Annotated in this window: 25 protein-coding genes; 9 read left to right on the forward strand and 16 right to left on the reverse strand. The window is 74.4% G+C overall.

Annotated features, from left to right (window positions below):
- From era to CELF_RS11855, 4 genes are read right to left on the reverse strand one after another with little or no spacing between them, the layout of a single operon-like run.
- Positions 1-915, reverse strand: coding sequence for a GTPase Era (era, locus tag CELF_RS11840; protein ID WP_013771497.1), 915 nt, complete (start codon positions 913-915; stop codon positions 1-3).
- On the reverse strand, positions 912-2,225 hold the full coding sequence (locus CELF_RS11845; RefSeq protein WP_013771498.1) for a hemolysin family protein: 1,314 nt from the start codon (positions 2,223-2,225) through the stop codon (positions 912-914). The genes era and CELF_RS11845 overlap by 4 nt, the downstream gene beginning before the upstream one ends.
- A complete protein-coding gene (ybeY, locus tag CELF_RS11850; RefSeq protein ID WP_013771499.1) occupies positions 2,222-2,674 on the reverse strand; it encodes an rRNA maturation RNase YbeY in 453 nt (150 codons plus the stop codon). Before ybeY ends, CELF_RS11845 begins: the two co-directional genes overlap by 4 nt.
- A complete protein-coding gene (locus tag CELF_RS11855; RefSeq protein ID WP_013771500.1) occupies positions 2,671-3,678 on the reverse strand; it encodes a PhoH family protein in 1,008 nt (335 codons plus the stop codon). The genes ybeY and CELF_RS11855 overlap by 4 nt, the downstream gene beginning before the upstream one ends.
- A gap of 267 nt (positions 3,679-3,945) precedes the next feature.
- On the opposite strand from CELF_RS11855, the gene ppdK reads away from it, so the two are divergent.
- A complete protein-coding gene (ppdK, locus tag CELF_RS11860; protein WP_013771501.1) occupies positions 3,946-6,654 on the forward strand; it encodes a pyruvate, phosphate dikinase in 2,709 nt (902 codons plus the stop codon).
- A 153-nt stretch (positions 6,655-6,807) separates the two neighbouring features.
- Here the strand turns inward: ppdK and CELF_RS11865 are convergent, their stop codons facing one another.
- The 3 genes from CELF_RS11865 to hrcA form a co-directional block, all read right to left on the reverse strand.
- The gene (locus tag CELF_RS11865) at positions 6,808-7,578 is read right to left on the reverse strand and encodes a 16S rRNA (uracil(1498)-N(3))-methyltransferase (protein WP_013771502.1); all 771 of its coding nucleotides are present in this window, start codon (positions 7,576-7,578) and stop codon (positions 6,808-6,810) included.
- Position 7,579: 1 nt separating this feature from the next.
- Complete coding sequence (gene dnaJ, locus CELF_RS11870) at positions 7,580-8,707, reverse strand: molecular chaperone DnaJ (protein ID WP_013771503.1); 1,128 nt, start codon at positions 8,705-8,707, stop codon at positions 7,580-7,582.
- A 64-nt stretch (positions 8,708-8,771) separates the two neighbouring features.
- Entirely contained in the window at positions 8,772-9,797 is a 1,026-nt protein-coding gene (gene hrcA / locus CELF_RS11875; RefSeq protein ID WP_013771504.1) for a heat-inducible transcriptional repressor HrcA, read from the reverse strand.
- Between the two features lie 126 nt (positions 9,798-9,923).
- On the opposite strand from hrcA, the gene CELF_RS11880 reads away from it, so the two are divergent.
- Positions 9,924-10,781, forward strand: a complete 858-nt coding sequence (locus tag CELF_RS11880) for a DUF3097 domain-containing protein (RefSeq protein WP_013771505.1) — start codon at positions 9,924-9,926, stop codon at positions 10,779-10,781.
- 45 nt (positions 10,782-10,826) lie between these two features.
- Here CELF_RS11880 and CELF_RS20465 read toward each other — a convergent pair whose 3' ends face one another.
- The gene (locus tag CELF_RS20465) at positions 10,827-11,831 is read right to left on the reverse strand and encodes a DUF2189 domain-containing protein (protein WP_013771506.1); all 1,005 of its coding nucleotides are present in this window, start codon (positions 11,829-11,831) and stop codon (positions 10,827-10,829) included.
- A 252-nt stretch (positions 11,832-12,083) separates the two neighbouring features.
- Between CELF_RS20465 and CELF_RS11890 the strand changes: the two genes are divergently transcribed.
- Both CELF_RS11890 and CELF_RS11895 read left to right on the forward strand, forming a co-directional pair.
- A complete protein-coding gene (locus CELF_RS11890; RefSeq protein ID WP_013771507.1) occupies positions 12,084-12,467 on the forward strand; it encodes a DUF4870 domain-containing protein in 384 nt (127 codons plus the stop codon).
- Positions 12,464-12,838, forward strand: coding sequence for a DUF4870 domain-containing protein (locus CELF_RS11895; RefSeq protein WP_013771508.1), 375 nt, complete (start codon positions 12,464-12,466; stop codon positions 12,836-12,838). The genes CELF_RS11890 and CELF_RS11895 overlap by 4 nt, the downstream gene beginning before the upstream one ends.
- Positions 12,839-12,938: 100 nt before the next feature.
- Here the strand turns inward: CELF_RS11895 and hemW are convergent, their stop codons facing one another.
- From hemW to lepA, 3 genes are read right to left on the reverse strand one after another with little or no spacing between them, the layout of a single operon-like run.
- A complete protein-coding gene (gene hemW / locus CELF_RS11900) occupies positions 12,939-14,192 on the reverse strand; it encodes a radical SAM family heme chaperone HemW (protein WP_013771509.1) in 1,254 nt (417 codons plus the stop codon).
- The gene (locus tag CELF_RS11905) at positions 14,192-14,998 is read right to left on the reverse strand and encodes an isocitrate lyase/PEP mutase family protein (protein WP_013771510.1); all 807 of its coding nucleotides are present in this window, start codon (positions 14,996-14,998) and stop codon (positions 14,192-14,194) included. The genes hemW and CELF_RS11905 overlap by 1 nt, the downstream gene beginning before the upstream one ends.
- On the reverse strand, positions 14,995-16,875 hold the full coding sequence (lepA, locus tag CELF_RS11910; RefSeq protein WP_013771511.1) for a translation elongation factor 4: 1,881 nt from the start codon (positions 16,873-16,875) through the stop codon (positions 14,995-14,997). Before lepA ends, CELF_RS11905 begins: the two co-directional genes overlap by 4 nt.
- A 109-nt stretch (positions 16,876-16,984) precedes the next feature.
- On the opposite strand from lepA, the gene CELF_RS11915 reads away from it, so the two are divergent.
- On the forward strand, positions 16,985-17,689 hold the full coding sequence (locus CELF_RS11915) for a maleylpyruvate isomerase family mycothiol-dependent enzyme (protein WP_013771512.1): 705 nt from the start codon (positions 16,985-16,987) through the stop codon (positions 17,687-17,689).
- 132 nt (positions 17,690-17,821) lie between these two features.
- On the opposite strand, the gene CELF_RS11920 is transcribed toward CELF_RS11915, so the two are convergent.
- From CELF_RS11920 to CELF_RS11930, 3 genes are read right to left on the reverse strand one after another with little or no spacing between them, the layout of a single operon-like run.
- The gene (locus CELF_RS11920; protein ID WP_013771513.1) at positions 17,822-18,661 is read right to left on the reverse strand and encodes a transglutaminase family protein; all 840 of its coding nucleotides are present in this window, start codon (positions 18,659-18,661) and stop codon (positions 17,822-17,824) included.
- Positions 18,661-19,590 carry an alpha-E domain-containing protein gene (locus tag CELF_RS11925; protein WP_013771514.1) on the reverse strand — a complete coding sequence of 310 codons (930 nt, stop codon included), beginning with the start codon at positions 19,588-19,590 and terminating at the stop codon, positions 18,661-18,663. The genes CELF_RS11920 and CELF_RS11925 overlap by 1 nt, the downstream gene beginning before the upstream one ends.
- The gene (locus CELF_RS11930; RefSeq protein ID WP_041553468.1) at positions 19,584-21,164 is read right to left on the reverse strand and encodes a circularly permuted type 2 ATP-grasp protein; all 1,581 of its coding nucleotides are present in this window, start codon (positions 21,162-21,164) and stop codon (positions 19,584-19,586) included. Before CELF_RS11930 ends, CELF_RS11925 begins: the two co-directional genes overlap by 7 nt.
- Before the next feature lie 166 nt (positions 21,165-21,330).
- Here CELF_RS11930 and CELF_RS11935 point away from each other — a divergent pair, with 166 nt between their 5' ends.
- On the forward strand, positions 21,331-21,780 hold the full coding sequence (locus tag CELF_RS11935) for a type II toxin-antitoxin system PemK/MazF family toxin (RefSeq protein WP_013771516.1): 450 nt from the start codon (positions 21,331-21,333) through the stop codon (positions 21,778-21,780).
- Between the two features lie 177 nt (positions 21,781-21,957).
- Entirely contained in the window at positions 21,958-22,218 is a 261-nt protein-coding gene (rpsT, locus tag CELF_RS11940) for a 30S ribosomal protein S20 (RefSeq protein WP_013771517.1), read from the forward strand.
- A 201-nt stretch (positions 22,219-22,419) separates the two neighbouring features.
- Here the strand turns inward: rpsT and CELF_RS11945 are convergent, their stop codons facing one another.
- Both CELF_RS11945 and CELF_RS20470 read right to left on the reverse strand, forming a co-directional pair.
- Positions 22,420-23,742: a helix-turn-helix domain-containing protein gene (locus CELF_RS11945; protein WP_013771518.1), complete on the reverse strand. Its 1,323-nt coding sequence runs from the start codon at positions 23,740-23,742 to the stop codon at positions 22,420-22,422.
- 146 nt (positions 23,743-23,888) lie between these two features.
- Positions 23,889-24,032 carry a hypothetical protein gene (locus CELF_RS20470; protein WP_013771519.1) on the reverse strand — a complete coding sequence of 48 codons (144 nt, stop codon included), beginning with the start codon at positions 24,030-24,032 and terminating at the stop codon, positions 23,889-23,891.
- A 209-nt stretch (positions 24,033-24,241) separates the two neighbouring features.
- On the opposite strand from CELF_RS20470, the gene CELF_RS11950 reads away from it, so the two are divergent.
- Positions 24,242-24,970, forward strand: a complete 729-nt coding sequence (locus CELF_RS11950; RefSeq protein WP_013771520.1) for an EAL domain-containing protein — start codon at positions 24,242-24,244, stop codon at positions 24,968-24,970.
- Between the two features lie 87 nt (positions 24,971-25,057).
- A complete protein-coding gene (locus tag CELF_RS11955; protein ID WP_013771521.1) occupies positions 25,058-25,675 on the forward strand; it encodes an EAL domain-containing protein in 618 nt (205 codons plus the stop codon).
- Positions 25,676-25,804 lie beyond the last annotated feature (129 nt).

Raw genomic sequence — 25,804 nt, forward strand, 5'->3', positions numbered from 1 at the left:
TCAGAACCCCAGCCGGCCGAGCTGCTTGGGGTCGCGCTGCCAGTCCTTGGCGACCTTGACGTGCAGGTCGAGGAAGACGCGCGCGCCGAGCAGCGCCTCGATGCCGCGGCGCGCCTGGCTGCCGACGTCCCGCAGCCGCGCGCCTCCCTTGCCGATGACGATCGCCTTCTGGCTGTCCCGCTCGACGAACAGGTGCACCCGCACGTCGAGCATCGGCGTGCCGTCGGCCGTCGGGGTCTCCCGCGGGACGATCTCCTCGACGACGACCGCGAGCGAGTGCGGCAGCTCGTCACGCACACCCTCGAGGGCGGCCTCGCGCACGAGCTCGGCGACCATGACGGCCTCGGGCTCGTCGGTCAGCTCCCCCTCCGGGTACAGCGCGGGCCCCTCGGGCAGGTGGCCCACCAGGACGTCCTCGAGCACCTTGACCTGGTACCCCGACACGGCGGACACCGGCACGATGTCCGCCCACTCGCCGAGGTTCTGCACGGCCAGCAGGTGCTCCGCGAGCCGGCCCTTGCCCACGAGGTCGCCCTTCGTGACGACGGCGACGACGGGCGTGCCGCGGCCGTCGCGCGCGAGCTCGGAGAGCTGCTCGGCGATGAACCGGTCGCCGGGGCCGACCCGCTGGTCGGCCGGCAGGCAGAAGCCGACGACGTCGACCTCGGTGAGCGTGTCCTTGACGAGGTCGTTGAGCCGCTCGCCGAGCAGCGTCCGGGGCCGGTGCAGGCCGGGGGTGTCGACGAGCACGAGCTGCGCGTCGGGCCGGTGCACGATGCCCCGGACCGTGTGCCGCGTGGTCTGCGGGCGGCCCGAGGTGATCGCGACCTTCTGCCCGACGAGGGCGTTGGTCAGCGTCGACTTGCCGGCGTTGGGCCGGCCGACGAAGCAGGCGAATCCAGAGCGGAAGGTCATCGTGGGGCTCCGTCGGTGGGTACGCCGTCGGCCGGCGTGCTGGTGGTGGGCTCGTCCGGCGCCGCGAGGCTGACCAGGACGGTGGACAGGGTGCGCCGGCGCCCCTCGGCGCGTTCGGCGACGAGGTGCAGGCCGTGGATGTCGCCCGCGGAGCCGGGCAGGGGGACCTTGCCGAGCGCCTTGGCGAGCAGGCCGCCCGCGGAGTCGACGTCCTCGTCCTCGACCTGCAGCCCGAACAGCTCGCCGAGCTCGTCGCGGCCCAGGCGCGCGGGGACGCGGTAGACGCCGTCGCCGAGGTCCTCGACCTCGGGGGCGCTGCGGTCGTGCTCGTCGGTGAGCTCGCCGACGATCTCCTCGAGGGCGTCCTCGATCGTGACGAGGCCCGCGATGCCGCCGTACTCGTCGACGACCATCGCGATGTGCGACGCACCGGCCTGCAGCTCGCGCAGGAGCTCGTCGACGGGCTTGGACTCGGGCACGTACACGGCGGGCCGGGCGACGCTCGACGCGGGCGCGGCGAGGAAGGCGTCCGCGTCGGGGTCGCCGACGCCGGGGACGAGCCGCAGGCGCCGCACGACGTCCTTGAGGTAGAGCACGCCGCGCAGGTCGTCGACGGACTCCCCGACGACGGGCACGCGCGAGAACCCGGAGCGCAGCAGCAGCGCGATCGCCTTGTGCACGGGGGTGTCGGCGTTGGTCGTGACCATGTCGGTGCGCGGGACCATGACCTCCCGCGTGAGGGTGTCGCCGAGCTCGAGCACGGAGCGGAACATGTCCCGCTCGTCGTCCTCGATCACCTCGGACTCGCTCACGCGCTGGACCATCTCGCGCAGCTCGTCCTCGTCCTGCGCGGGACCGGCGTACGACGCGGCCCGGCCGAGCCCGCCGAACGCGGCGGTGACGACCGTGAGCGGGCCCGACAGCACGGCGAGCACGGAGACGGGGTGCGCGCGTCCGACGCTGCGCGGGCTGACCCGCACGAGCAGGAACGCGAGCAGCGCGACGAGCGCGACGGTCACGAGCAGCACGGCCCACCACGGCAGCGAGCCGGACGCGACGACGAGCGTCAGGCACACCGTGGCGGTCATCTCGGCGAGCAGGCGCACGAACGACGCCGCGGCGACGACGCGCTGGCTGTGCTCGACGAGCCCGCGCACGCGCGCGGCGGCCGGGTGCTGGTCGGCGACCAGGTCCGTGACGGCCGCGCGGGAGACGCGCGTGACGGCGACCTCGCCCGCGGACATCGCCGCCGCGAACGCGATGCCGAGCACCGCGAGCGCGACGAGCAGCCCGACGGGGACGTCCGTCATCGACCGGCCAGGAACGTGAGCAGGAGGCGTCGCTGGAGCGCGAACATCTCCTTCTCCTCCTCCGGCTCGACGTGGTCGTACCCCAGCAGGTGCAGGATCCCGTGGGTCGTGAGCAGGAGCAGCTCCTCCGCCGTGGAGTGGCCCGCGGCGCGGGCCTGCTGCGCGGCGACCTCGGGGCACAGGACCACGTCGCCGAGCAGCCCCGCGGGCGTGGGCTCGCCCTCGCGGCCGGGGCGCAGCTCGTCCATGGGGAAGGACAGCACGTCCGTGGGGCCGGGCTCGTCCATCCACTTGACGTGCAGGTCCGTCATGACGTCGGTGCCGACGAGCATGATCGACAGCTCGGTCTGCGGGTGCACGTGCATCGCGTCGAGCACGAACCGTGCGAGCGCCGCGAACTCGGCCTCGTCGACGTCGTGCCCCGACTCGTTGTTGACCTCGATGCTCATCGGGTCCCGCTCCTGTCCCAGCGCGCGTACGCGTCGATGATGTCGCTCACGAGGCGGTGCCGGACGACGTCGGACGACGACAGCCGGCAGAACGCGACGTCGTCGACGTCCGCGAGGATCTTCTCGACGACCCGCAGCCCCGACGTGGTGTTCGACGGCAGGTCGACCTGCGTGACGTCGCCGGTCACGACGACGCGCGAGCCGAAGCCGAGCCGCGTGAGGAACATCTTCATCTGCTCGACGGACGTGTTCTGCGCCTCGTCGAGGATGATGAACGAGTCGTTGAGCGTGCGGCCGCGCATGTAGGCGAGCGGGGCGACCTCGATGGTGCCCGCCTCGAGCAGCCGCGGGATCGACTCGGGGTCGACCATGTCGTGCAGCGCGTCGTAGAGGGGCCGCAGGTAGGGGTCGATCTTCTCCGAGAGCGTGCCGGGCAGGAACCCGAGCCGCTCCCCCGCCTCGACGGCCGGGCGGGTCAGGACGATGCGGTTGACCTGGCGCGCCTGCAGGGCCTGCACCGCCTTGGCCATCGCGAGGTACGTCTTGCCCGTGCCGGCGGGGCCGATGCCGAACGTGACCGTGTGCCGGTCGATCGCGTCGACGTACTCCTTCTGCCCCTCGGTCTTGGGCCGGATGGTGCGGCCGCGCGTCGTGAGGATGTTGAAGGTGAGGACGTCGGCGGGCCGGGCGGTCGAGCCGGCCGCGAGCATGGTGACCGAGCGGGCCACCACGTCGGGCGTCAGCGGGGTGCCGCCTGCGGCCATCTCGACGAGCTCGTCGACGAGCCGGGCGACGAGGGCGACGTCGCCCGCGGGTCCGGCGAGCGTGACCTCGTTGCCGCGCACGTGCACGTCGACGGTCGTGAAGCCGGACTCGATCGCGCGGAGCACCTCGTCGTGCCGGCCCAGGAGCTCGACCATCGACACGTCGGTCGGGACGGTGATGCGGTGCTCGATGCGCGCGTGCGCGCCGGCGGGGCGGTGGTCGGGGGTGGGCTGCGTCATGGGTCGGCGTGCGCCGTGCGCTCCTTCGTCGGGCGGTCCCGACCGGCCGGACGCGTTGCGGGCGTCGAGCGGCACGGCGGGAGGTCGTCGCTCCAGTCTACCGACGTGCGGGCGGCCGACGCCGAGCGCGATCCGCCCGCGTCGCGCGGCGTCATCGGTCACGCCGGGTGCGCATGGGACCTTCGTACTGCACACGGCGCGTGAGCCGCGCCACACTGGCCCGTGGGAGGCCGGGCAAGGGCGCCCGGCCGCACGCGGAGGTGCGCCGTGGCGACGTACGTGTGGGACTTCACGCAGGGCGACAAGGACCACAAGGACCTGCTGGGCGGCAAGGGGGCCAACCTCGCCGAGATGACCCGGCTCGGCCTGCCGGTCCCGCCGGGCTTCACGATCACGACCGAGGCGTGCCGCGCGTACATGCGCACGGGCGCGGTCCCGCGCGAGCTCGCCGTCGAGGTGACCACGGCGCTGCGGCTCATGGAGGACCGGCTGGGACGGCGGTTCGGCGACCCGGACGACCCGTTGCTGGTCTCGGTGCGCTCGGGCGCGAAGTTCTCGATGCCCGGGATGATGGAGACGGTCCTCGACGTCGGGCTCAACGACGTCACGGTGCACGGGCTCGCGCGGTTCAGCGGCGACGAGCGGTTCGCCTGGGACTCCTACCGCCGCCTGTGCCAGATGTTCGGCCGCACGGTCCTCGGCATCGACGGCGCGCTGTTCGCGGACGCGCTCGACGCGGCCAAGGCGGCCCGCGGCGTGACGTCGGACGTCGACCTCGACGCGGCCGCGCTGCGCGAGCTCGTCGGGCAGTTCCAGGAGATCGTGCGCGCGCACACGGGCCGCCCGTTCCCGCAGGACCCGCGCGAGCAGCTCGACCTCGCGATCGTCGCGGTGCTCGGGTCGTGGAACACCGAGCGCGCCCGGCTCTACCGGCGCAAGGAGCGCATCCCCGACGACCTGGGGACGGCCGTCAACGTCGTGCCGATGGTGTTCGGCAACCTCGGGCCCACCTCCGGCACGGGCGTCGCCTTCACGCGCGACCCCGCGACGGGCAAGACCGGCAACTACGGCGACTACCTGGCCAACGCGCAGGGCGAGGACGTCGTCGCGGGCATCCGCAACACGCTGAGCCTCGACGACCTCGCCGAGCGGGACCCCGCCGCGTACGCGGACCTGCGGCGCGCGATGCGCCAGCTCGAGACCCACTACCGCGACCTGTGCGACATCGAGTTCACGATCGAGCGCGGCAAGCTGTGGATGCTGCAGACGCGGGTCGGCAAGCGCACCGCGCCGGCGGCGTTCCGGATCGCGACGCAGCTCGTCGACGAGCACCTCATCACGCTCGACGAGGCGCTCGCCCGCGTGACGGGTGCGCAGCTGTCGCAGCTGCTGTTCCCCCAGTTCGCGGTCGACGCCGACCGCACGCTGCTGGCCCGCGGGATGGCTGCTTCCCCCGGTGCGGCGGTCGGCGCCGCCGTCTTCGACTCCGCCGCCGCGCAGGAGCGTGCCGCGCGCGGCGAGGACGTCGTGCTGGTCCGCCGCGAGACGAACCCCGACGACCTGGGCGGCATGATCGCCGCGGTCGGCGTCCTGACCGCGCGCGGCGGCAAGACGTCGCACGCCGCCGTCGTGGCGCGCGGCATGGGCCGCACGTGCGTCGTCGGCGCGGAGGCGGTCGACATCGACGCGGTCGCACGCTCGTTCCGCGTGGACGGGCACGTCGTGCGCGAGGGCGACACGGTCGCGATCGACGGCAGCACCGGCGAGGTGTTCCTCGGCAGCGTGCCCGTCGAGCCGTCGCCCGTCAGCCGCTACCTCGACGAGGGCCTGGACAGCGCCCTGGCGCAGGCCCCCGACGACGACACGCGCGAGCTGGTCAGCGCGGTCGACCGCCTGCTCACGCACGCGGACCAGGTGCGCAGGCTGCACGTGCACGCGAACGCCGACACGGCCGACGACGCCGCCCGGGCACGGCGGCTCGGTGCGCAGGGCGTGGGCCTGTGCCGCACGGAGCACCAGTTCCTCGGCGAGCGGCGCGTGCTCGTCGAGCGCGTCGTCCTGGCGGCCGACGACGACGCCCGTCAGTCCGCGCTCGACGCCCTGCTCCCGCTGCAGCGCGCCGACTTCACGGCGCTGCTCGAGGCGATGGACGGGCTGCCGACGACGATCCGGTTGCTCGACCCGCCGCTGCACGAGTTCCTGCCCGACCTGACCGAGCTGTCGGTGCGCGTGGCGCTCGCCCACGAGCGCGGGCAGGACGTGCCGGACGACGAGCGCCTGCTCGCGGCGGTCCAGCGGATGCACGAGGCGAACCCCATGCTCGGGCTGCGCGGCGTGCGCCTCGGCCTCGTCGTGCCGGGGCTGTTCGCGCTGCAGATCCGGGCGATCTGCGAGGCGGTCGTCGAGCGGCGCGCCGCGGGCGGCGACCCGCACGCCGAGATCATGGTGCCGCTCGTCGGATCGGTGCAGGAGCTGCGGCTCGTCAAGGACGAGGCGCGCGCGATCATGGCCGAGGTGGGTGCGGCCCGCGGCGTCGAGCTCGACCTGCCCGTCGGCGTGATGATCGAGCTGCCGCGCGCCGCGCTCACCGCGGACCGCATCGCCGAGGAGGCCGCGTTCTTCTCGTTCGGCACCAACGACCTCACGCAGACCACGTGGGGGTTCTCGCGCGACGACGTCGAGGGCGCGTTCTTCGCGCAGTACACCGACAACGGCGTGCTCACGGTGTCGCCGTTCGAGACGATCGACGCGCGCGGCGTCGGCCGGCTCGTCGACATCGCGGTCGCCGAGGGGCGCGCCACCAACCCGTCGCTGTCCATCGGCGTGTGCGGCGAGCACGGCGGCGACCCGGAGTCGATCCGCTTCTTCCACGGCGCGGGCCTCGACTACGTGTCCTGCTCCCCGTTCCGCGTGCCGGTGGCGCGGCTCGAGGCGGGCCGGGCGGCGGTCGAGGACGCGACGGTGGACGCGCGCTGACCCGTGGGGGTCCGGACGGTCCGGCGACGGGCCGCCCGCCCCACGGCCGTCCGCCGTCGGGCTCTGCGGCGACGGGCCGTCCGGCCGTGCGAGCCGCCCTCCGGCGGGGCACCGCCCCCGTGCACCCTGCTCAGCGCCGCGACGTCCGGCCGGTCAGGCCCAGCGGCCGAGGCGCTGCGCGAGGATCGCGAGCGCGACGGGGCCCGCCGTCGACGTGCGCAGGACGTGCGGGCCGAGCCGGACGGCGACGGCGCCCGCGTCGACCAGGCGCGCGAGCTCGTCCTCGCCGATGCCCCCCTCGGGCCCGACGACGACGAGGCACTCGCGTCCGGGCCCGCCCGCGGCGGGCAGGTCGACGTCCGCGACGGGGACCGTCGCCTCCTCGTGCAGGACGAGCGCTCCCCCACCTGCCGCGACGGCGTCCCGCACGCGCTGCGCGAGGGCGCGCGAGTCGACCGCGGTGCCGACCTCGGGCACCCGGGCGCGGCGCGCCTGCTTGGCGGCAGCCCGGACCGTGCCGAGCCAGCGCGCGCGGCTCTTGGCGGCACGCTCCCCGCGCCACACGACGATCGACCGGTCCGCCTGCCAGGGCAGGACCGCGTCGGCGCCCACCTCGGTCGCGGCCTCGATCGCGAGCTCGTCGCGGTCGCCCTTGGCGAGCGCCTGCACGAGCACGAGCGCGACGTCGGGCGCGGGCTCGACGACCACGTCGTCCACGCGCAGGTGCACGCCCTCGGCGCCGACGTGCTCGACCACGCCGACGAGCCGCACCCCCGCGCCGTCGACCACGTCGACGCGCTCCCCGGGCCCGCGCCGCTGCACGACGCCCGCGTGCCGGCCCTCCGTGCCGTCGAGCAGGTAGGTGCCCCCGGGCACCACGCCGGCGAGCGTGCCCGGCTCCGCGAGGAAGACGGGTGCGCTCACCTCAGCGGCCCGCGAGCTTGTCGCGGAGCTTGGCGAACACGCCGCTCGAGGAGCTCGCGAGCCGCGCCTCGGGGCGCTCCTCGCCGCGCAGCACCGCGAGGCGCCGCAGGAGCTCGGCCTGCTCGTCGTCGAGCGGCGTCGGGACCTGCACCTCGACGTGCACGTGCAGGTCGCCGCGGCCGCCGACGTGCAGGTGGCCGACGCCGAGCCCCTTGATCGTGACGACCTGTGCGGGCTGCGTGCCCGGGCGCAGGTCGACCTCGCGCTCGCCGTCCAGCGTGTCGAGCGTCAGGACCGTGCCCAGCGCGGCGGCGGTCATGGGCACCTGGAGCGTCGCGTGCAGGTCGTCGCCCCGGCGCACGAACGTGTCGTGCTTGCGCTCGTGCACCTCGAGGTACACGTCGCCGGTCGGGCCGCCGCCCGGGCCGACCTCGCCCTGGCCCGTGAGCTTGATGCGCGTGCCCGTGTCGACGCCCGCGGGGACGTCGACCGACAGCGTGCGCCGCGAACGCACGCGCCCCTCGCCCGAGCACTCGGGGCACGGCTCGGGGATGACGGTGCCGAACCCGTGGCACGCGGCGCACGGCTGCGTCGTCATGACCTGGCCGAGGAAAGAGCGCGCGACGCGCTGCACCGAGCCGCGGCCGTGGCACACGTCGCACGTGCGCGGCGACGTGCCCGGACGGCAGCACGTGCCGTCGCACGTCGGGCACAGCACCGCGGTGTCGACCGGGATCTCCTTGTGCGCGCCGAACGTCACCTCGGCGAGGTCGAGGTCGAGGCGCACGAGCGCGTCCTGGCCGCGCCGGGCGCGCGGGATCGGGCCGCGCTGTGCGCCCGCGCCGGCGGCCGCACCGAAGAACGTCTCGAAGATGTCCTGGAAGCCGAACCCGCCGCCCATGCCGCCGCCGGGCGACGCCGGGTCCGCGCCGAGGTCGTACGCGCGCCGCTTCTCGGGGTTGGACAGCACGTCGTAGGCGCGCGAGACGTCCTTGAACCGCTCCTCGGACGCCGCGTCGGAGCCCGCGACGTCCGGGTGGTGCTCGCGCGCGAGCTTGCGGTAGGCCTTCTTGATCTGCTCGGGCGACGCGTCGCGCGCGACGCCGAGGATCTCGTAGTAGTCGGTCACGGGGAGGTGCGCTCGCTTCCTGTGCTCAGGCGGGCGGGGGGACGGGCCGGGGACGTCGTGCGGCTCATCCGGCCAGGATGCGGGTGAGGTACCGGGCGACGGCCCGCACGGCCGTCATGGTGCCGGGGTAGTCCATGCGCAGCGGCCCGATGGAGCCGACGCGTGCGAGCGACGTCCCCCCGTCGTCGCCGTACCCGGTCGTGACGAAGCTGGTCTCGAGCAGGCCCTCGTGCTGCGTCTCGCGGCCGATCCGGAGGCTCACGGCGGCCTGGTCCTCCGCCATCTCGGACAGCAGCCGCAGCAGGACCACCTGCTCCTCGAGCGCCTCGAGCACGGGTCCGATGGTGTGCGCGAAGTCCGCGCCGCCCCCGCGTGCGAGGTTCGCGGTGCCTGCGAGCACCACCCGCTCCTCGCTCTCCTGGGCGAGCGTCTCCTCGACGACGGCCGCGACTGCGCGCACGAGCCCGGCGTCCTCCGGCGCGAACGCGTCGGGGAGCTCGCCGAGCGCCTCGGGCAGCTGCGAGAGACGACGACCGGTCGCCGCGGCGTTGAGCCGGGCGCGGAGCTGCGCGAGCACCACCTCGTCGAGGTCGCGGTCCTGCTCGAGCGTGCGCTGCTCGACCCGGCCCGTGTCGGTGATGAGCACCACGAGCAGGTGCCGGGCTCCGACCGCGACGAGCTCGACGTGCCGCAGCGCGGAGCGCCGCAGCGACGGGTACTGCACGACCGCGACCTGCCCGGTGAGCTGGGCGATGAGCCGGACCGCGCGGTCGACGACGTCGTCCAGGTCGACCGCGTGGTCGAGGAACGCGCCGATCGCCCGGCGCTCGGCGCCCGACATCGGCTTGACCGTCGTCAGCCGGTCGACGAACAGCCGGTAGCCCTTGTCCGTCGGGACGCGGCCCGCCGAGGTGTGGGGCTGGGCGATGTACCCGCCCTCCTCGAGCGCGGCCATGTCGTTGCGGATCGTCGCGGGCGACACCCCGAGCGCGTGGCGCTCGACCAGCGCACGGGACCCGACGGGCTCCTTGGTCGCGACGTAGTCCTCGACGATCGCGCGCAGCACGTCCAGCCGACGGTCCTCGCTCACTCTCGCCTCCCCACGTCGCGCGGGACCCTCGCCCCACGGGTAGCACTCGCCCTACCGGAGTGCCAATCCTACGCCGCGCGCCCGACATGCCCGCTGTCGGGCGCACCACGCCTCTAGAGTGCCCCGGTGACCCAGGACCGCTACGGCTCGGACGTGCTCGGGGGCTCCGGCCCCGCCCACCACCGCCCGGCCCGCACGTCGCAGCCCCAGGCCGCCGACACCGGGCTGGTCGTCGAGGAGGTGACCAGCGGCTGGGTCGGTGCCGTGGTGCGCGTCGAGAAGTCCGGCGGCATGCACGTCGTCGTCCTGGAGGACCGGCGCGGGCGCACCCGCACCTTCCCGCTCGGCCCCGGCTTCTGGGTCGACGGCGAGCCCGTCGAGCTCGTCGCACCCGTCCGCACGACCGCCCCCGCGCGCCCCACCCGCACCGCGTCCGGGTCGCGCGCCGTGCACGGCGCCGCGGCGCGCGTGGCCCGGGGCAGCCGGATCTGGGTCGAGGGCAAGCACGACGCCGAGCTGGTCGAGAAGGTCTGGGGCGACGACCTGCGCCTCGAGGGCGTCGTCGTCGAGCTGCTCGACGGCGTCGACCACCTGCCCGACGCGGTCCGCGCGTTCGCGCCCGGACCCGGACGCCGCCTGGGCGTGCTCGTCGACCATCTGGTGCCCGGCTCCAAGGAGAGCCGCATCGCCGCCGAGGTCACGCGAACCGCACCCGCCGGCACGGTCCTCGTGCTGGGGCACCCGTACGTCGACGTGTGGCAGGCCGTGCGGCCGCAGCGGGTCGGGCTCGACCGCTGGCCCACGATCGAGCGCGGCACCGAGTGGAAGCACGGCATCCTGCGCGAGCTCGGCTGGCCCGCCGACGAGCAGGCGGACGTCGCGCGCGCCTGGCAGCGGATCCTCGGCAGCGTGCGCAGCTACGCGGACCTCGAGCCGAGCCTGCTCGGCCGGGTCGAGGAGCTCATCGACTTCGTCACGGCGTGACGCCTCGCCCGGGCGCTCCCCGGCCCGGGGGCCATGCGTCCGTGCTCAGGGCGCGATCGGCTCGCCGAGCAGGCGCCGGTACAGGTAGGACGTCGCGACCAGCACGACCGGCAGTGCGATGAGCAGCCCCACGCCGCACAGGGCCGCACCCGCCGCGAGGACGAGGAAGCCCAGCAGGTAGAACAGGATCGTCGTCCCGAGGTTCGCGGTCACGAGCTGGACGCTGGAGCGCAGCGCGTCGACCGGGCTCAGGTCCTTGTCGATGACGAACCACAGCGTGAACAGCAGCAGGAAGTTCACGGCGGCCGGCAGGAGCCACCCGATCAGCGGGATCCACGAGACCAGGCTCACCACGAGGTTCACGCCGGCGAGCAGCAGCGCCGTCAGCACGACGGGTCCCGGGCGCTCGAACGAGAAGAAGTCCGCGAGCCGTGCGGGCCGGCCGTAGGTAAGGTTGAGCGAGACGCGCACGAAGGCCGCCTGCACCAGGTACGCGGCCAGCCAGAACACCGCGTTGACGACGATCCAGCCGAACGACAGCCCGACGCCGGCCAGCCCGCTGCCGTCGCCGTCGGGGTCGGTGACCCCCGCGAGGCCGCCGAACACGAGGCCGACGAGCGACACGGCGACGGCCGCGACGACGACCCAGATGAGCGCCGCCGCGACGAACACCCCGCCGTTGGTCGTGAACTTCCCCCAGCCGTACGACATCGCCTCCCCGATCGGCGACGGCTGGACCGCGCCCGGGTAGCCACCACCGGGCGGCGGGTACTGGCCGGCGGGCGGAGGCGGCGGGTACTGCCCAGCAGGAGGCGGCGGGTACTGCCCCGCGGGGGGCGGCGGGTACTGCCCCGCGGGAGGCGGCGGGTACTGCCCCGCAGGGGGCGGCGGGTACGCCCCCGGCTGCCCCGCGGGCGGCGGAGAGGCGCCCCCGGCCGGCGGGGGCGCCGGGACGGTGCCCGACGACGGCTCGGCGGGCGGGACGGGCGTGTCGAGGGGCACGGGCCTCTGGTCGTCGTCACGGCGGTCGCCGCCGGGGATCTCGCTCATGCGTCGCCTCCCTGGTCGCGGGCGGGCACCCGCTCACTCGGAAGCGAATCGACGCGCGCCGCCGCCTGTCAAGGAACACGCCGCGCGCAAGAGGGACATCTCGGTGGAAGCCTGCCCGAACCGGCACGCGCGTCGGTAGGCTCTCGCTGCCCCCGCAGCACGTCTGCGGTGCGGCACGCGTCCCCGCGCACCCGTCGGGCGCGTCGACCCCCGGGCAGGCGTTCCGCCCCCGGACACCGCCCGAGGAGCCCGATGTCCTACGAGTACCCGCCGCCGACGCAGCGCCCTGCGGGCGCGGACCAGGACCGCACGTGGGCGACGCTCGCCCACCTCGGCGGCATCCTGGCCTACTTCTTCATCGGCTGGGTCCCCGCCCTGGTCATCTGGCTCGTGCACCGCGAGCGCGGGGGGCAGGCCCCCGAGCAGGCGCGCGTCGCCCTGAACTTCCAGCTCACGCTGCTCATCGCCCTCGTCGTGGCGAAGGTCGTCGAGTCGCTGCCCGCCATCGGCGTGGTCGGCTGGCTCGCGATCGTCGGCGTCGGGATCGTGAGCCTCGTCCTGTCCCTCCTCGCAGCCGTTGCCGTCAACAAGGGCGGCACGTACCGCTATCCCTTCACCCTGGAGCTCGTCCGATGACCTCTCAGCAGCCGCCCGCCTCCTACCCCGCACCCGCGCAGCCGCTGCGGCCCGACGAGGAGCGCACCTGGGCCATCGTCAGCCACGTCGGCCCGCTCCTCGGGTTCGGGTTCATCGTCCCGCTCGTCGTGTGGCTGGTCTTCAAGGGCCGTGGCCCGTACCTCGAGGACCAGGCCAAGGAGTCGCTCAACTTCCAGCTGACGCTGCTCATCGCCTACGTCGTGTCGAGCGTGCTGTTCTTCGTCGGCATCGGCTTCCTGCTGTTCCCGATCGTGTGGGTCGTGGGCCTGGTCTTCGGGATCCTCGCCGCCGTCGCGGACAGCCGGTACGAGTGGTACCGCTACCCGGTGAACATCCGCATGGTGAGCTGAGCGCACACCTGCGCACCACGAGGGCGTCGTCCTGCGGGACGGCGCCCTCGTGCGTACCCGGGGTACGCCGCCGGGACCGCGCGACCACGGGGCGCGTCAGTCAGCCGGCGAGCGCACGGACGACGGCGTCGGCGAGCAGCCGCCCGCGCCGCGTCAGCAGCACGCGCGGCCCGACGGGGTCGTCCGCGGTGGGCCGGGCGAGCGCGGCGCGGCCGTCGACCAGGCCGTCCGCCACGAGCCCGGCGACCGCCCGGCGCGCGTCGGGGCTCAGGTCCGCCACGGGCAGCCCGTGCGCCGTCCGCACGCCCAGCATGAGCCGCTCGAGCGCCGCCGACTCGCCGTCGACGACCTCCCGCCCGGCCGCCGGGCTCAGCCCGCGCGCGAGCCGGTCGGCGTACGCACGCGGGTGCTTGACGTTCCACCAGCGCACGCCGCCCACGTGGCTGTGCGCGCCCGGCCCCACGCCCCACCAGTCGTCGCCCCGCCAGTAGGCGAGGTTGTGGCGGCAGGCGTCCGCGGGGGTGCGCGCCCAGTTGCTCACCTCGTACCAGGCCAGCCCGGCCGCCGTGAGCAGGTCGTCCGCGAGCTCGTACTTGGCCGCCTGGTCGTCGGCGTCGGGCAGCGCCAGCTCGCCGCGGCGGACCTGCACCGCCATGCGGGTGCCCTGCTCGACGACGAGCGCGTACGCCGACACGTGGTCGACGCCGGTCGCGAGGGCCGTCTCGACGCTCGCGCGCCAGTCGTCGAGCGACTCCCCCGGCGTGCCGTAGATGAGGTCGAGCGACACCGCGAGCCCGGCGTCGCGCGCCCACCGCACCACGTCGGGGATGCGCCGCGGGTCGTGCGTCCGCTCGAGCGTCGCGAGCACGTGCGGGACCGCCGACTGCATGCCGAACGACACCCGCGTGAACCCGGCCGCGGCGAGCGCCGCGAGCGAGGCGGGCGTGACGGAGTCGGGGTTGGCCTCGGTCGTCACCTCGGCGTCGGGGGTGAGCCCCCACGTGTCGCGGACACCGCCGAGCAGCCGGGCGAGGTCGTCGACGGGGAGCACGGTGGGTGTGCCGCCCCCGACGAAGACGGTGGACACCGCGCGCGCGGGCAGGCCGGCCGCGTCGAGCACGTGCGCCGCGAGCCCCACCTCGGCGAGCGCCGTCGCGGCGTAGGCGTCCTGGCTCGCCCCGCCGCCGAGCTCCGTGGCCGTGTAGGTGTTGAAGTCGCAGTAGCCGCACCGCACGGTGCAGAAGGGGACGTGCAGGTAGACGCCGAACGCGCGCGCCGCCGCACCGTCGCGGACCGACGCGGGCAGCGCGCCGTCGTCAGGAGCGGGGTCGCCGTCCGGGAGGGCGGGCGCCATCACCGCAGGGCCGCGCGATCGGCCGCCGTCAGGCCGCCCGCGCGGAAGGTCGTCGTGCCGTGCTGCTGCAGCTCGCGGGCGGCGGTCGCGAGCGCGCCGTACGCGGCGGACGCCAGCGCGCTGCCGGTCGAGACGCGGCGGACGCCGGCGGCGGCGAGCTGCGGGACGCTCGGCCCGTCGGGCCAGGCCAGCACGTTGACCGGGACGTCCACCGCGCGGACGACGGTCTCCACCTCCGCGACCGTGCGCAGGCCCGGCGCGTAGACGCAGTCGGCCCCGGCGGCGGCGTACGCCCGCAGGCGCGCGACCGTGTCGTCCAGGTCGTCGACGCCGTACAGGTGGTTCTCGCAGCGCGCGGTGAGGACGAGCGGCGCGTCGGCCTGCCGGGCCGCGTCGGCGGCGGCCGCCACGCGCTCGACGGCGGCGTCGAGCGGCGCGATGCCGCCCGCCGACGGGTCGTAGTCCTCGATCGAGCAGCCCGCGGCGCCCGCGTCCAGGAGGAGGGCGACCGTCTCCCCGACCCCGGCCGGGTCGTCGGCGTACCCGCGCTCGGCGTCCACGTGCAGCGGCACGTCGACGGCCGCGACGAGCGTGCGGACGTGCGCGAGCAGCTCGTCGCGCGTCACGGACTGGTCCTCCCGGCCCAGCGCCCACGCGAGGCCCGCGCTCGTGGTCGCGAGCGCGTCGAACCCGAGGTGCTCGAGCAGCCGGGCCGACCCGACGTCCCACGGGTTCGGCAGCACGAAGGTGCCGGGGCCGGCGTGCAGCGCGGCGAACCGGCGACGACGGCCGGCGGCGTCCGTCACTTCTTCTTCGCGTCCTTGGCGTCCTTGCTGCCGGCCGCGTCCGACGAGAGCGCGGCGATGAAGGCCTCCTGCGGCACGTCGACCCGTCCGATCGTCTTCATGCGCTTCTTGCCCTCCTTCTGCTTCTCGAGCAGCTTGCGCTTGCGGGTGATGTCGCCGCCGTAGCACTTGGCGAGCACGTCCTTGCGGATCGCCCGGATCGTCTCGCGCGCGATGATCCGCGAGCCGATGGCCGCCTGGATCGGCACCTCGAACTGCTGGCGCGGGATGAGGTCCTTGAGCTTGGTCGCCATCATGACGCCGTACGCGTAGGCCTTGTCCTTGTGCACGATCGCGCTGAACGCGTCGACCGTCTCGCCCTGCAGCAGGATGTCGACCTTCACGAGGTCCGCCACCTGCTCGCCGATGGGCTCGTAGTCGAGGCTCGCGTAGCCGCGCGTGCGGGACTTGAGCTGGTCGAAGAAGTCGAACACGATCTCGGCCATCGGCAGGATGTAGCGCATCTCGACGCGTTCCTCGGACAGGTAGTCCATGCCCTGCAGGTCGCCGCGCTTGCCCTGGCAGAGCTCCATGATCGCGCCGATGAACTCGCTCGGCGCGAGGATCGTCGCCTTGACGATCGGCTCGTGCACCGCGCCGATCTTGCCGCCGGGGAACTCGCTCGGGTTCGTCACGCGGACCGTGGTGCGGTCCTCCAGGTCGACGTCGTAGACGACGTTCGGCGCGGTCGAGATGAGGTCGAGGTCGAACTCGCGCTCGAGCCGCTCGCGGACGATCTCCAGGTGCAGCAGGCCGAGGAACCCGACGCGGAACCCGAAGCCCAGCGCGACCGACGTCTCCGGCTCGTAGTTGAGCGCCGCGTCGTTGAGCTTGAGCTTGTCGAGCGCGTCACGCAGCGCCGGGTAGTCGGAGCCGTCGATCGGGTACAGGCCGGAGAAGACCATCGGCTTGGGGTCGGAGTAGCCGCCGAGCGCGTCCGCCGCGGGCTTGCCCGCGTTCGTCACGGTGTCGCCGACCTTCGACTGGCGCACGTCCTTCACACCCGTGATGAGGTAGCCGACCTCGCCGACGCCCAGGCCCTGCGTGGGCACCGGCTCGGGCGAGATGACGCCGATCTCGAGCAGCTCGTGCGTCGCCTTGGTCGACATCATCGCGATGCGTTCGCGCGGGTTGAGGTTGCCGTCGACGACGCGGACGTAGGTGACGACGCCGCGGTAGGTGTCGTAGACGGAGTCGAAGATCATCGCGCGGGCCGGCTTGTCGGCATCGCCCACGGGTGCGGGGACGAGCTCGACGATGCGGTCCAGGAGCGCCTCGACGCCCTCGCCCGTCTTGCCGGACACCTTGAGGCAGTCCGCCGGGTCGCCGCCGATGAGACCCGCGAGCTCCTCGGCGTACTTCTCGGGCTGCGCCGCCGGCAGGTCGATCTTGTTGAGCACCGGGATGATCGTCAGGTCGTTCTCGAGCGCCAGGTACAGGTTCGCGAGCGTCTGCGCCTCGATGCCCTGCGCCGCGTCGACGAGCAGCACCGCGCCCTCGCACGCCGCGAGCGACCGGGACACCTCGTAGGTGAAGTCCACGTGGCCGGGCGTGTCGATCATGTTGAGCGCGTACGCCTGGTCGCCCACGCCCCACGGCATGCGCACGGCCTGCGACTTGATCGTGATGCCGCGCTCGCGCTCGATGTCCATGCGGTCGAGGTACTGCGCCCGCATCGCGCGCGCGTCGACGACGCCCGTGAGCTGCAGCATCCGGTCGGCCAGCGTCGACTTGCCGTGGTCGATGTGCGCGATGATGCAGAAGTTGCGCAGCAGCTCGGGCGCGGTGGCCGCGGGGCGGATGCGCGACGTGGCGGCGGCGCTCGGGATCGGGGACAACGCGGACGGCTCCCGGAGTCGGTGGTGGGCGCTCGTCTGGCGCCCGGTGGACGGTCGGTGACGGCCCCGCACCTCACGGCGCGTGGGCGGTCGACCCCACCATGGTCCCATGACGACGGACCTCGGCGCCTCGCTCGACCACCTGACGCTGCTCGCCGGGCTGCAGGACGACTTCCTCGCGACGATCCCCGCGGTCGACCCCGGCACCCGCGTGCCCTGGTGCGGCCGGTGGCGGGTGCGCGACCTCGTCGTCCACCTCGCCCGCATCCACCACTGGGCCGCGGGGCAGGCGTCGCGCCGTCGGGAGACCCCGCTCGGTCGCGGTCCGTTCGAGCTCGTCGAGCTCTACGGCACGTGCGCGGCCGAGCTGCGCGACACGCTCGTCACGCTCGGCCCCGACGCGCCCGCGAGCACCCTGCTCGGACCGGGTCCCGCGTCGTTCTGGCACCGCCGCCAGGTGCACGAGACGCTCGTGCACCTGTGGGACCTGCGCACCGCGGGCGGGCTCCCGCTCGACGTCGCCCCCGCCGTCTGGGCCGACACGGTCGACGAGGTCGTCACCGTCATGCAGCCGCGCCAGGAACGCCTCGGCCGCATGGAGCCGCTGCCCGCCCCGGTGGCGCTGCGGGCCGACGACGCGGGGCGCTCGTGGTCGCTCGGCGGCGACGGCACGCCGAGCGTCGCCGTGCACGGCCGGGCCGAGGACCTCGCGCTCCTGCTGTGGGGACGCCGGACCGCCGACGCCGACGGGATCACCGTCGACGGCGACCGCGCCGCGCTCGACGACGCGCTGGGCCGCCGTCTGACCCCGTGACGCGCCGCGGCGCGACCGCCGTGACGCGCTGCCGCGGGAGCTCCGCGACACGCGCCCGCGGGAGCGCCGTTCCCGGTGGCCCCGTGAGCGCCGTGTCCCGTGGCCGCGCGGGCGCGGGACGGACCGGCGGCGTCACGCCTCGCGCGTGATGCGCACCTCGACGTCGAGCGCCTGCGTCCCCGCGCCCGCGTAGATGCCGCGCAGCGGCGGGACGTCCTCGTAGGAGCGCCCGCGGCCCAGGACCACGTGGTTCTCCCCCACGGCGACCCGGTTGGTCGGGTCGAACGCGGTCCACTCCCCGACCCACCACTCGACCCACGCGTGCGACTCGCCGCTCACGGTCTCCCCGACCGGCCCGTCGAACCGCGGGTGCAGGTACCCGGACACGTACCGCGCGGGGATGCCGATGCTGCGCAGGGCCCCCACCGCCAGGTGGGCGATGTCCTGGCACACGCCGGCGCCGGCCGCCCACGCCTCGGTCGCGGGCGTGTGCACGGTCGTGACGCCCGGGATGTAGTCGACGTGGTCCCGCAGCGCACGGCACACCGCCTCCGCCGCCTGCGCAGGCTCGAGCCCGTCGGCGGTCTCGCGCGCGAGCGCCACGACGTCGGCGGGCGGCTCGGTCGTCGGGGTGTGGGCGAGGAACTCCGCGAGCCGGTCCCGCAGGTCCGCACCCGCGAGCACCTCCCACCCGACGGGCGCGCGCACGGGGCCGCGCTCGGCGACCTCGACGACGTGCTCCGCGGTGATGACCAGCGACTCGTGCGGGGCGAGCACCTCGAACGCCGTGACGGCCGTGCCCCAGTAGTCGCGGTACTCGTGCGACCAGGTGTGCGGCTTGACCTCGACCCGCGTCTCCAGCACCGTCTGCCCCACCTGCGACAGCGGCGTCATGCGCGCCTCGTTGTAGGACGCGGCGACCGGCCCCGAGTACCGGAACGTCGACGTGTGCACGACCCTCAGCCGCCCCACTAGAACGCCTCCCCCACCCACGTCGTCGCCGCGCCCGACGGGAAGTAGCGCCCGCGGATCGCGTCCGAGGCCGCGGAGCACGCCCGCTGCACCCGCTCCATCTCCTTCGGCAGGGCGTCGAGCACCTCCGGCAGCGGCCGGTACTCCAGGGCCGTGCGGACGAACCCGATGTGCCGGCGTGCCTCGTCCACCGTCGCGCGGTCCGTCACGGGCTCGAGCGCCGCGAGGCACTCTTCAGCCTGGTTGAGCGCGAACACGATCGAGCGCGGGAACAGCCGGTCGAGCAGCAGGAACCCGGCGGCCCGCTCGTCGGACGCCGTGCCCCGGTACGTCCGCAGGAACGCCTCGTGCGCGCCGCAGGACCGCAGCAGCGTCGTCCAGCTCGGTCCCGCCGAGCCCGCGAGCGCGCGCGTCGTCAGCAGCCGCGCGGTCATGTCGGCCCGCTCGATCGAGCGTCCGAGCACCATGAACGCCCAGGTCTCGTCGCGCGACGTCGCGGAGTCCATGATCCCGGCGACGATGGCCGCACGTTCACGGACCCAGGTGAAGTAGTCGTGCGGCCGCGCGGGCCGCATGTGCGACGGCAGCTGGTTCCAGGTGGTGTTCAGGCACTCCCACAGCTCGGTCGAGATGATCTCGCGCGCGCGCCGCGCGTTCTCCCGGGCCGCGACGAGCGAGCCCGCGATCGCCGACGGCGCGAACCGGTCGTAGGCGAGCAGGTCGAGCACGTGGTCGCGGCCCACCTCGACGTGCGGCGGCGGCGCCGGTCGGTCCATGACGGACAGCAGCGACCGGCACGCGAGGTCCTCCTCGGCCCACGGGTCCTCGAGCAGGATCTGGACGTGCACGTCGAGCAGCCGCGCGGTGTCGTCGGCGCGCTCGACGTACCGGCCGATCCAGAACAGCGACTCCGCGATCCGGCTCAGCACGTCGGCTCCTGCGCCCGCGCCTGCTGCTGCTGCATGACCTGCACGCGCACGTCGCTCGGATTCGCGTCGATCGGCACCGCGGCCTCCACGGGCACGGGCTGCGCCTGGCCGACGACCGCACCGGGCGCACGCCGCGGCACCGCGCCGCCCAGCACCCACGTGTCCTTCGAGCCGCCGCCCTGGGACGAGTTCACGACGAGCTGCCCCTCGGGCAGCGCGACCCGGGTCAGCCCACCGGGCAGCACCCACACCGCGTCGCCGTCGTTGACCGCGAACGGCCGCAGGTCGGTGTGCCGCGGCCGCAGGCCGTCCTCGACGAGCGTCGGGATCGTCGAGAGCTGCACGACGGGCTGCGCGATCCACCCGCGCGGGTCCTCGACGAGCCGGGTGCGCAGGTCCGCGAGCTCGGCGCGGCTCGCGGCGGGCCCGACGACGAGACCCTTGCCGCCCGAGCCGGCGACAGGCTTCACGACGAGCTCGTCGAGCCGGTCGAGCACCTCCTCCAGCGCCCCCGGGTCCTCCAGCCGCCACGTGTCGACGTTGGGCAGCACCGGCTCCTCGCCCAGGTAGTAGCGGATCAGCTCGGGCACGTAGGTGTAGACGAGCTTGTCGTCGGCCACCCCGTTGCCGACCGCGTTCGCGAGCGTCACGGTGCCGTTGCGCGCGCACGTCATGAGGCCGGGGCTGCCGAGCAGCGAGTCCGACCGGAACACCACGGGGTCGAGGAACTCGTCGTCGACGCGCCGGTAGATGACGTCGACCCGGCGCCGTCCCTGAGTCGTGCGCATCCAGACGCGTCCCGCGGCGCAGAACAGGTCGCGCCCCTCGACGAGCTCGACGCCCATCGACCGCGCGAGCAGCGCGTGCTCGAAGTACGCGGAGTTGTAGACGCCCGGCGTGAGCACCACGACGGTCGGCTCGTCGACGCCTGCGGGGGCCGCGGCGGTGAGCGCCGCGAGCAGCCGGCGCGGGTAGTCGGCGACCGGCCGGATCCGCAGCGCGGCGAACAGCTCGGGGAACGTCTGCGCCATGGCACGCCGGTTGGACAGCACGTAGCTCACGCCGCTCGGCACGCGCACGTTGTCCTCGAGCACGCGCCACTCGCCCTGACCGTCGCGGACCAGGTCGATCCCCGACACGTGGACCCGCACGCCGTTGGGCGGCTGGATCCCCCGCACGGCGCGGTGGAAGTGCTCGGACGACACCACGACGGACCGCGGCACGACGCCGTCCGCGACCGCCCGCTGCGCGCCGTACACGTCGGCGAGGAAGGCCTCGAGCGCCCGCACGCGCTGCGCGACGCCGGGGGCGACGTGCTCCCACTCGTCGCCCGCCACGACGCGCGGCACGACGTCGAGCGGGAAGGGCCGCTCCTCCCCCGCGAAGTCGAACGTGACGCCCTGCGCCAGGTACGACCGCGCCAGCGTGTCCGCCCGGCCCCGCAGCTCCCCGGCCGACAGCTGCGCGAGCGCGGCGTGCAGGTGCCGGTACGCCGCGCGGGACCCTCCGCCGTCGGGGTCGATCATCTCGTCCCAGGCCGCCCCCGTCGGGTAGTCGTCGAAGAGGTCCGCCATGCCGCGACAGTAGACCTCCGTCATGTCCGCTGCGTTACGTCCGCTGCGGCCCCGCAGGCCCGCCCGGTAGCGTCGACGCGTGACTTCCGCCGGACGCTGGGGCGCGACGCTGCGCCGTCTCGCAGGGCTGCTGCCGGGCCGTGGACGCTCGGCGGCGGCGCGGTCCGTGCCGCGCACCGCACCGCCCGCGCCGCGTCCCGCCCCGAGCCGCCCGGTCCCGGCGGGACCGCGCGTCGAGTACGCGCCGCGGCGCGACGGGCAGCCCGATCCCGGCGAGGTCGTCTGGGCCTGGGTGCCGTTCGAGGACGACCCGTCGCGCGGCAAGGACCGCCCCGTGCTCGTCGTCGGGCGCGAGGGCACCCGGCTGCTCGCGCTGCCGATGACGAGCAAGGACCACGACCGCGACGCCGCGGACGAGGCGCGCTGGGGCCGCGTGTGGATGGACGTCGGCAGCGGCGGCTGGGACCCGCGGGGTCGCCCGAGCGAGGTCCGGCTCGACCGGGTGCTGCGGCTCGACCGGTCGGCGGTGCGCCGCGAGGGCGCCGCCGTGGACCGTGCCGTGTTCGACGACGTCACGCGTGCGATGGCCCGCGTGCGGGACGAACGGCGTCGCTGAGGCCTCCTCGCCCCCGTCGCACGCCGCCTGGTACGATCGTGAGTTGCGTGTCCGCCCGGGTCGGCGGGCACAAGCCCAGTACCTCTCCGCGGGTGTCCCCACGCCCCAGTCCCGGTGCTGCGCGCGCCCTCTACGACCTGTCAGCTCGCTTCGGCGAACACACCAGAGAGTTCTCACGTGGCCAACATCAAGTCCCAGATCAAGCGCATCAAGACGAACGAGAAGGCGCGCCTGCGCAACAAGGCGGTCAAGTCCGAGCTCAAGACGCACGTCCGTCGCGTCCGCGAGGCTGTCGCCGGTGGCGACAAGGAGGCCGCGAGCACGGCCCTCGCCGCGGCGTCGCGCAAGCTCGACAAGGCCGTCTCGAAGGGCGTCATCCACGCCAACCAGGCCGCCAACAAGAAGTCGGCGCTCGCGAAGTCGGTCTCCGCGCTCTGAGGCTCGTCCTCGCGCGGGGCACCGCCCCTCGCACCACGGAAGGCGCCACCCCTCGGGGTGGCGCCTTCCGCGTCTCCGGCCCCGGTCCGGACCTCCGCCGGCGACGTCCCCGTCGGCGCGGCGGCGAGGACGTCGCTCCCGGGCAACAGTGAAGGCGTCACCCCCCCTGCGGGGTGACGCCTTCACTGGTCTCCGGCACCGTCAGGTCAGCGACCAGGTCTCCCAGCTGCTGAGCGGGACGGACGGCCGGAAGCCTGCCTCGCGCAGTGCGCGGTCGAACGCCTGGGCGGCCGCGGGCGCGTCACCCTGACGCAGGAAGCGGTCGCCGAGGTCACGCCAGGCGGCGGCCGACTGCCGCGACGCCTGCATCATGCCGAGCATGTCCGCAGCCCACCGGTACGCCTGCGCGGCGCCGTCGATGTCGTTGCGCGCGTACAGCACGTCGCCGTAGGACAGCTGGGCGATCGCGGTCTCGATGCGCGGCGGGTCGCCCAGCCGCTCGAGAGCGGCCTTGACGTAGGACTCGGCCGCGGCGAGGTCCCCGAGCAGCAGGTGCGCACGCGAACGCTCGACGTCGAGCCGCGCGAGCTCGATCTCCGAGCCCAGCACCGCGAGGTCCGGGGCGGCGCGCTCGATCTGGTCCAGCGCGTCCTGCGGCTGAGCCGGCTCGGAGCGCAGCAGGAGCCACGCGTAGTTGAGCCGCAGCCGCGGGAGGTCACGGTCGGGCTCACCCTCGGCCAGCAGCGCGAGCGCGCGCTCGGTGTACCGCTGCGCGAGCTCGTAGTCGCGGCGCTGCTCGGCCACGAGGGCGGCGTTCCAGTAGACGCTGCCACGCCCGCGCGGGCTGCCCTGCGACTCCGCCAGCTCGATGAGCTCCGCCGCGCGGTGCGTCGAGTACAGCAGGTCGCCGCGCTCGACGTACGACCACAGGACCGTGGAGGCCAGGCGCAGCTGCTCGTCGGTGCCGAGCAGGTCGGCCTCCTCGAGGTCGGCCAGCACGCGCTCCCCCACCTCGACGCTGCGGTGCAGGTCGCCGGCCTCGAGGTACGACGCGACGAGCTGCGTCGCCAGCGTCGCGGCCTCGACGTGGTGGTGCCGCGCCCGGGCGTCCGCGACGAGCGGCTCCAGGATCGCGACGGACTCCTCGAGCTCGCCGACCGCCTCGTGCGCGCGGGCCTTCTCGGTGAGGGCCAGGACGCGCAGCGCCGGGGTGACGACGTCGAGGTCGAGCGCCTGCAGCCGACGCAGCGCGGCGGCGGCGTCGCCCTGCGTCATGTCGAGGCGGGCGTAGTCGATCTCGAGCCGTGTGCGGGCCTCGTTCGGCCCGTCCTCACCGTGCCGCAGGAACTCGAGGGTCGTCCCGAGCCTGGAGGCGAGGACCGCGAGCGCGGAGTCCGTGGGCTCGCGGTGGCCCGCCTCGATGAGGGAGATGTAGCTGGGCGAGAAAGCCGACCCGGCGAGCGCCGTCTGGGAGAGCCCTGCGGCGAGCCGGGCCTCGCGCACCCGGTCAGCAATGGTGGTCATGGGAAGTCATTGTATGTGTGACGATCGAGATGCGCATCACCCTCCGTCCGCGACGCGCCGTGGGACGTGCATCACACAGGCTGCGCACAGGGTGCTGGAGGCGGCCCGGGTGGCACGCCGCGGCGTGCGCACCCGGGCCAGCGACGTCAGACGGCGGCGCGGCAGCACCCCGTCGCGCCCCCCGAGAACGGGGTCACGACGGCGTCGTCGGCGAGCGCCGGACCTGCACCGAGACCCAGCGTCAGGACGACGGTGGCGACGGCGAGAACCGTGGTGAGAGGACGAGGCATGGTCGAGCTCCTGTCATGCAGAACGCGGAAGTGGTCACCGACATGATGACCGTCCGGGCGGGGTGCTGTCTCCCGTTCACCGGCGATTGGGCGCAGCGGGTGAAGTTCGTCGCTCGATCGGCGGTTCCACGCCGTGGCATCCCGCGGGCGTGGAAATCCACCCGCGATCCGGCGGTTCACAGTCCGCAAGGTGTGGTGTCATAGATGCCATGACACCGGACGACGTCGACGGGCGGCTCGCTCGACTCGCCGCTGCCGTCGAGGATGCGATCCCCGACACGCTGCGCGCGGAGTGGGACCGTCGTGTGGGGCAGGAACCCGTGCTCGTCGCACGGCAGGGGATCTTCTCGACCCACGGCAGGCCGTTCGCGTACCAGCTCTCCTACCGCGCCCCCGGGCAGCTCACGCACGCCGCCCACGCGTGGAGCGCGCACCAGCACGAGCGCGCCACCGCCCACGTGCTGGCGGCGACGTTCGGCCGCGCCGACCTCGAGCACGTGGCCCACGGGCGGCTCCTGTTCGTCCGGTGCCCCCGCGCCTACCTCATCGGCGACCTCGCCGTGCCGCGCCGGCCCGACCGGCTGGTCATCGAGGTGAACGACACGGTCGGTGTCGACTCCGCGGTGCTCGCCGGGATCCGTCGGCTGCGCGAGGAGGGCTTCCGCATCGCGATGCCCGGCTTCGTCAGCAGCGCCGACCAGCGTCGCCTGCTCCCCCACGCCGACTTCGTCAAGATCGACGTGCGCGACCTCGACGTCGAGGGGCACCCCGTCGTCGACCTCGCCCGCTCCTACGGTGCGCTGCTCGTCGCCGAGTACGTCGAGAACGCCGACACCCTGCGGCACGCCCGGGACCTGGGGTTCTCCCTGTTCCAGGGCAACCTGCTCGAGCGGGCCGGGATCCTCGACCGCGCGGGCGCGCGGCCCGTCAGCCTCTGACGCCTGGCGCCCTCCCGTCGTGACGCGAAGTCATGACGCGGATCCGCGTCATGACCGTCGATCACCGCCCTCTCATGCGGTGTGACGATGCCCGCGCCGTACCCGAGCGCAACCGAGGCCCAACCGGTCGCCCGCCAGCCGATCTGGACCACCACCGGTGAGCTCCACGGCTACGAGTACCTCTACCGGTCCCGCATCGGCCGGCCCGCGCAGGTGGACCGCTGGAGCGCACCGCTGCAGGACGGTGCCACGGCCTGCGTCCTGTCGACCGTCTTCCAGCACGGCGAGCCGCCCGGCGACGCGCTGGCCTTCGTCAACGTGACCCGCTCGTTCCTCGTGCACGACCTGCCGCTGCCGTTCGCGCCGGGCCGGCTCGTCGTCGAGGTCGTCGAGACCGTCGCCGCCGACCGGCGGGTCCTCGACGGGCTCGCCGTGCTGCGCGCCGCCGGCTACCGCATCGCGCTCGACGACTTCGTCGCGTCGGCAGACCAGGTGGCGATGCTGCCGTTCGCCGACTACGTCAAGGTCGACTGCCGGGACGTCGAGGCGGACACCGGACGCCTCACGCGGCTCGCGCGGCGCGAGGGGGCGCTGCTCGTGGCCGAACGTGTGTCGAGCGACGCACGACGACGCCGCTGCGCCGACCTCGGGTTCGACCTCCTGCAGGGGGACGCGCTGGGACGCGCGGTGACCGTGCAGCTCTGAGCCCGGGCGGGCACGGCACCCGCTCGGCGGCAGCGCACCTCGCACGGCCCGCCGCCGAGACGACGGCGGTCGCTGCGCACCGTCGCCTGGCACGACAGCGCCACCACCCCTCGTGGGGTGATGCGTCCA

Source organism: Cellulomonas fimi ATCC 484 (assembly GCF_000212695.1).
GTDB classification, from domain to species: domain Bacteria; phylum Actinomycetota; class Actinomycetes; order Actinomycetales; family Cellulomonadaceae; genus Cellulomonas; species Cellulomonas fimi.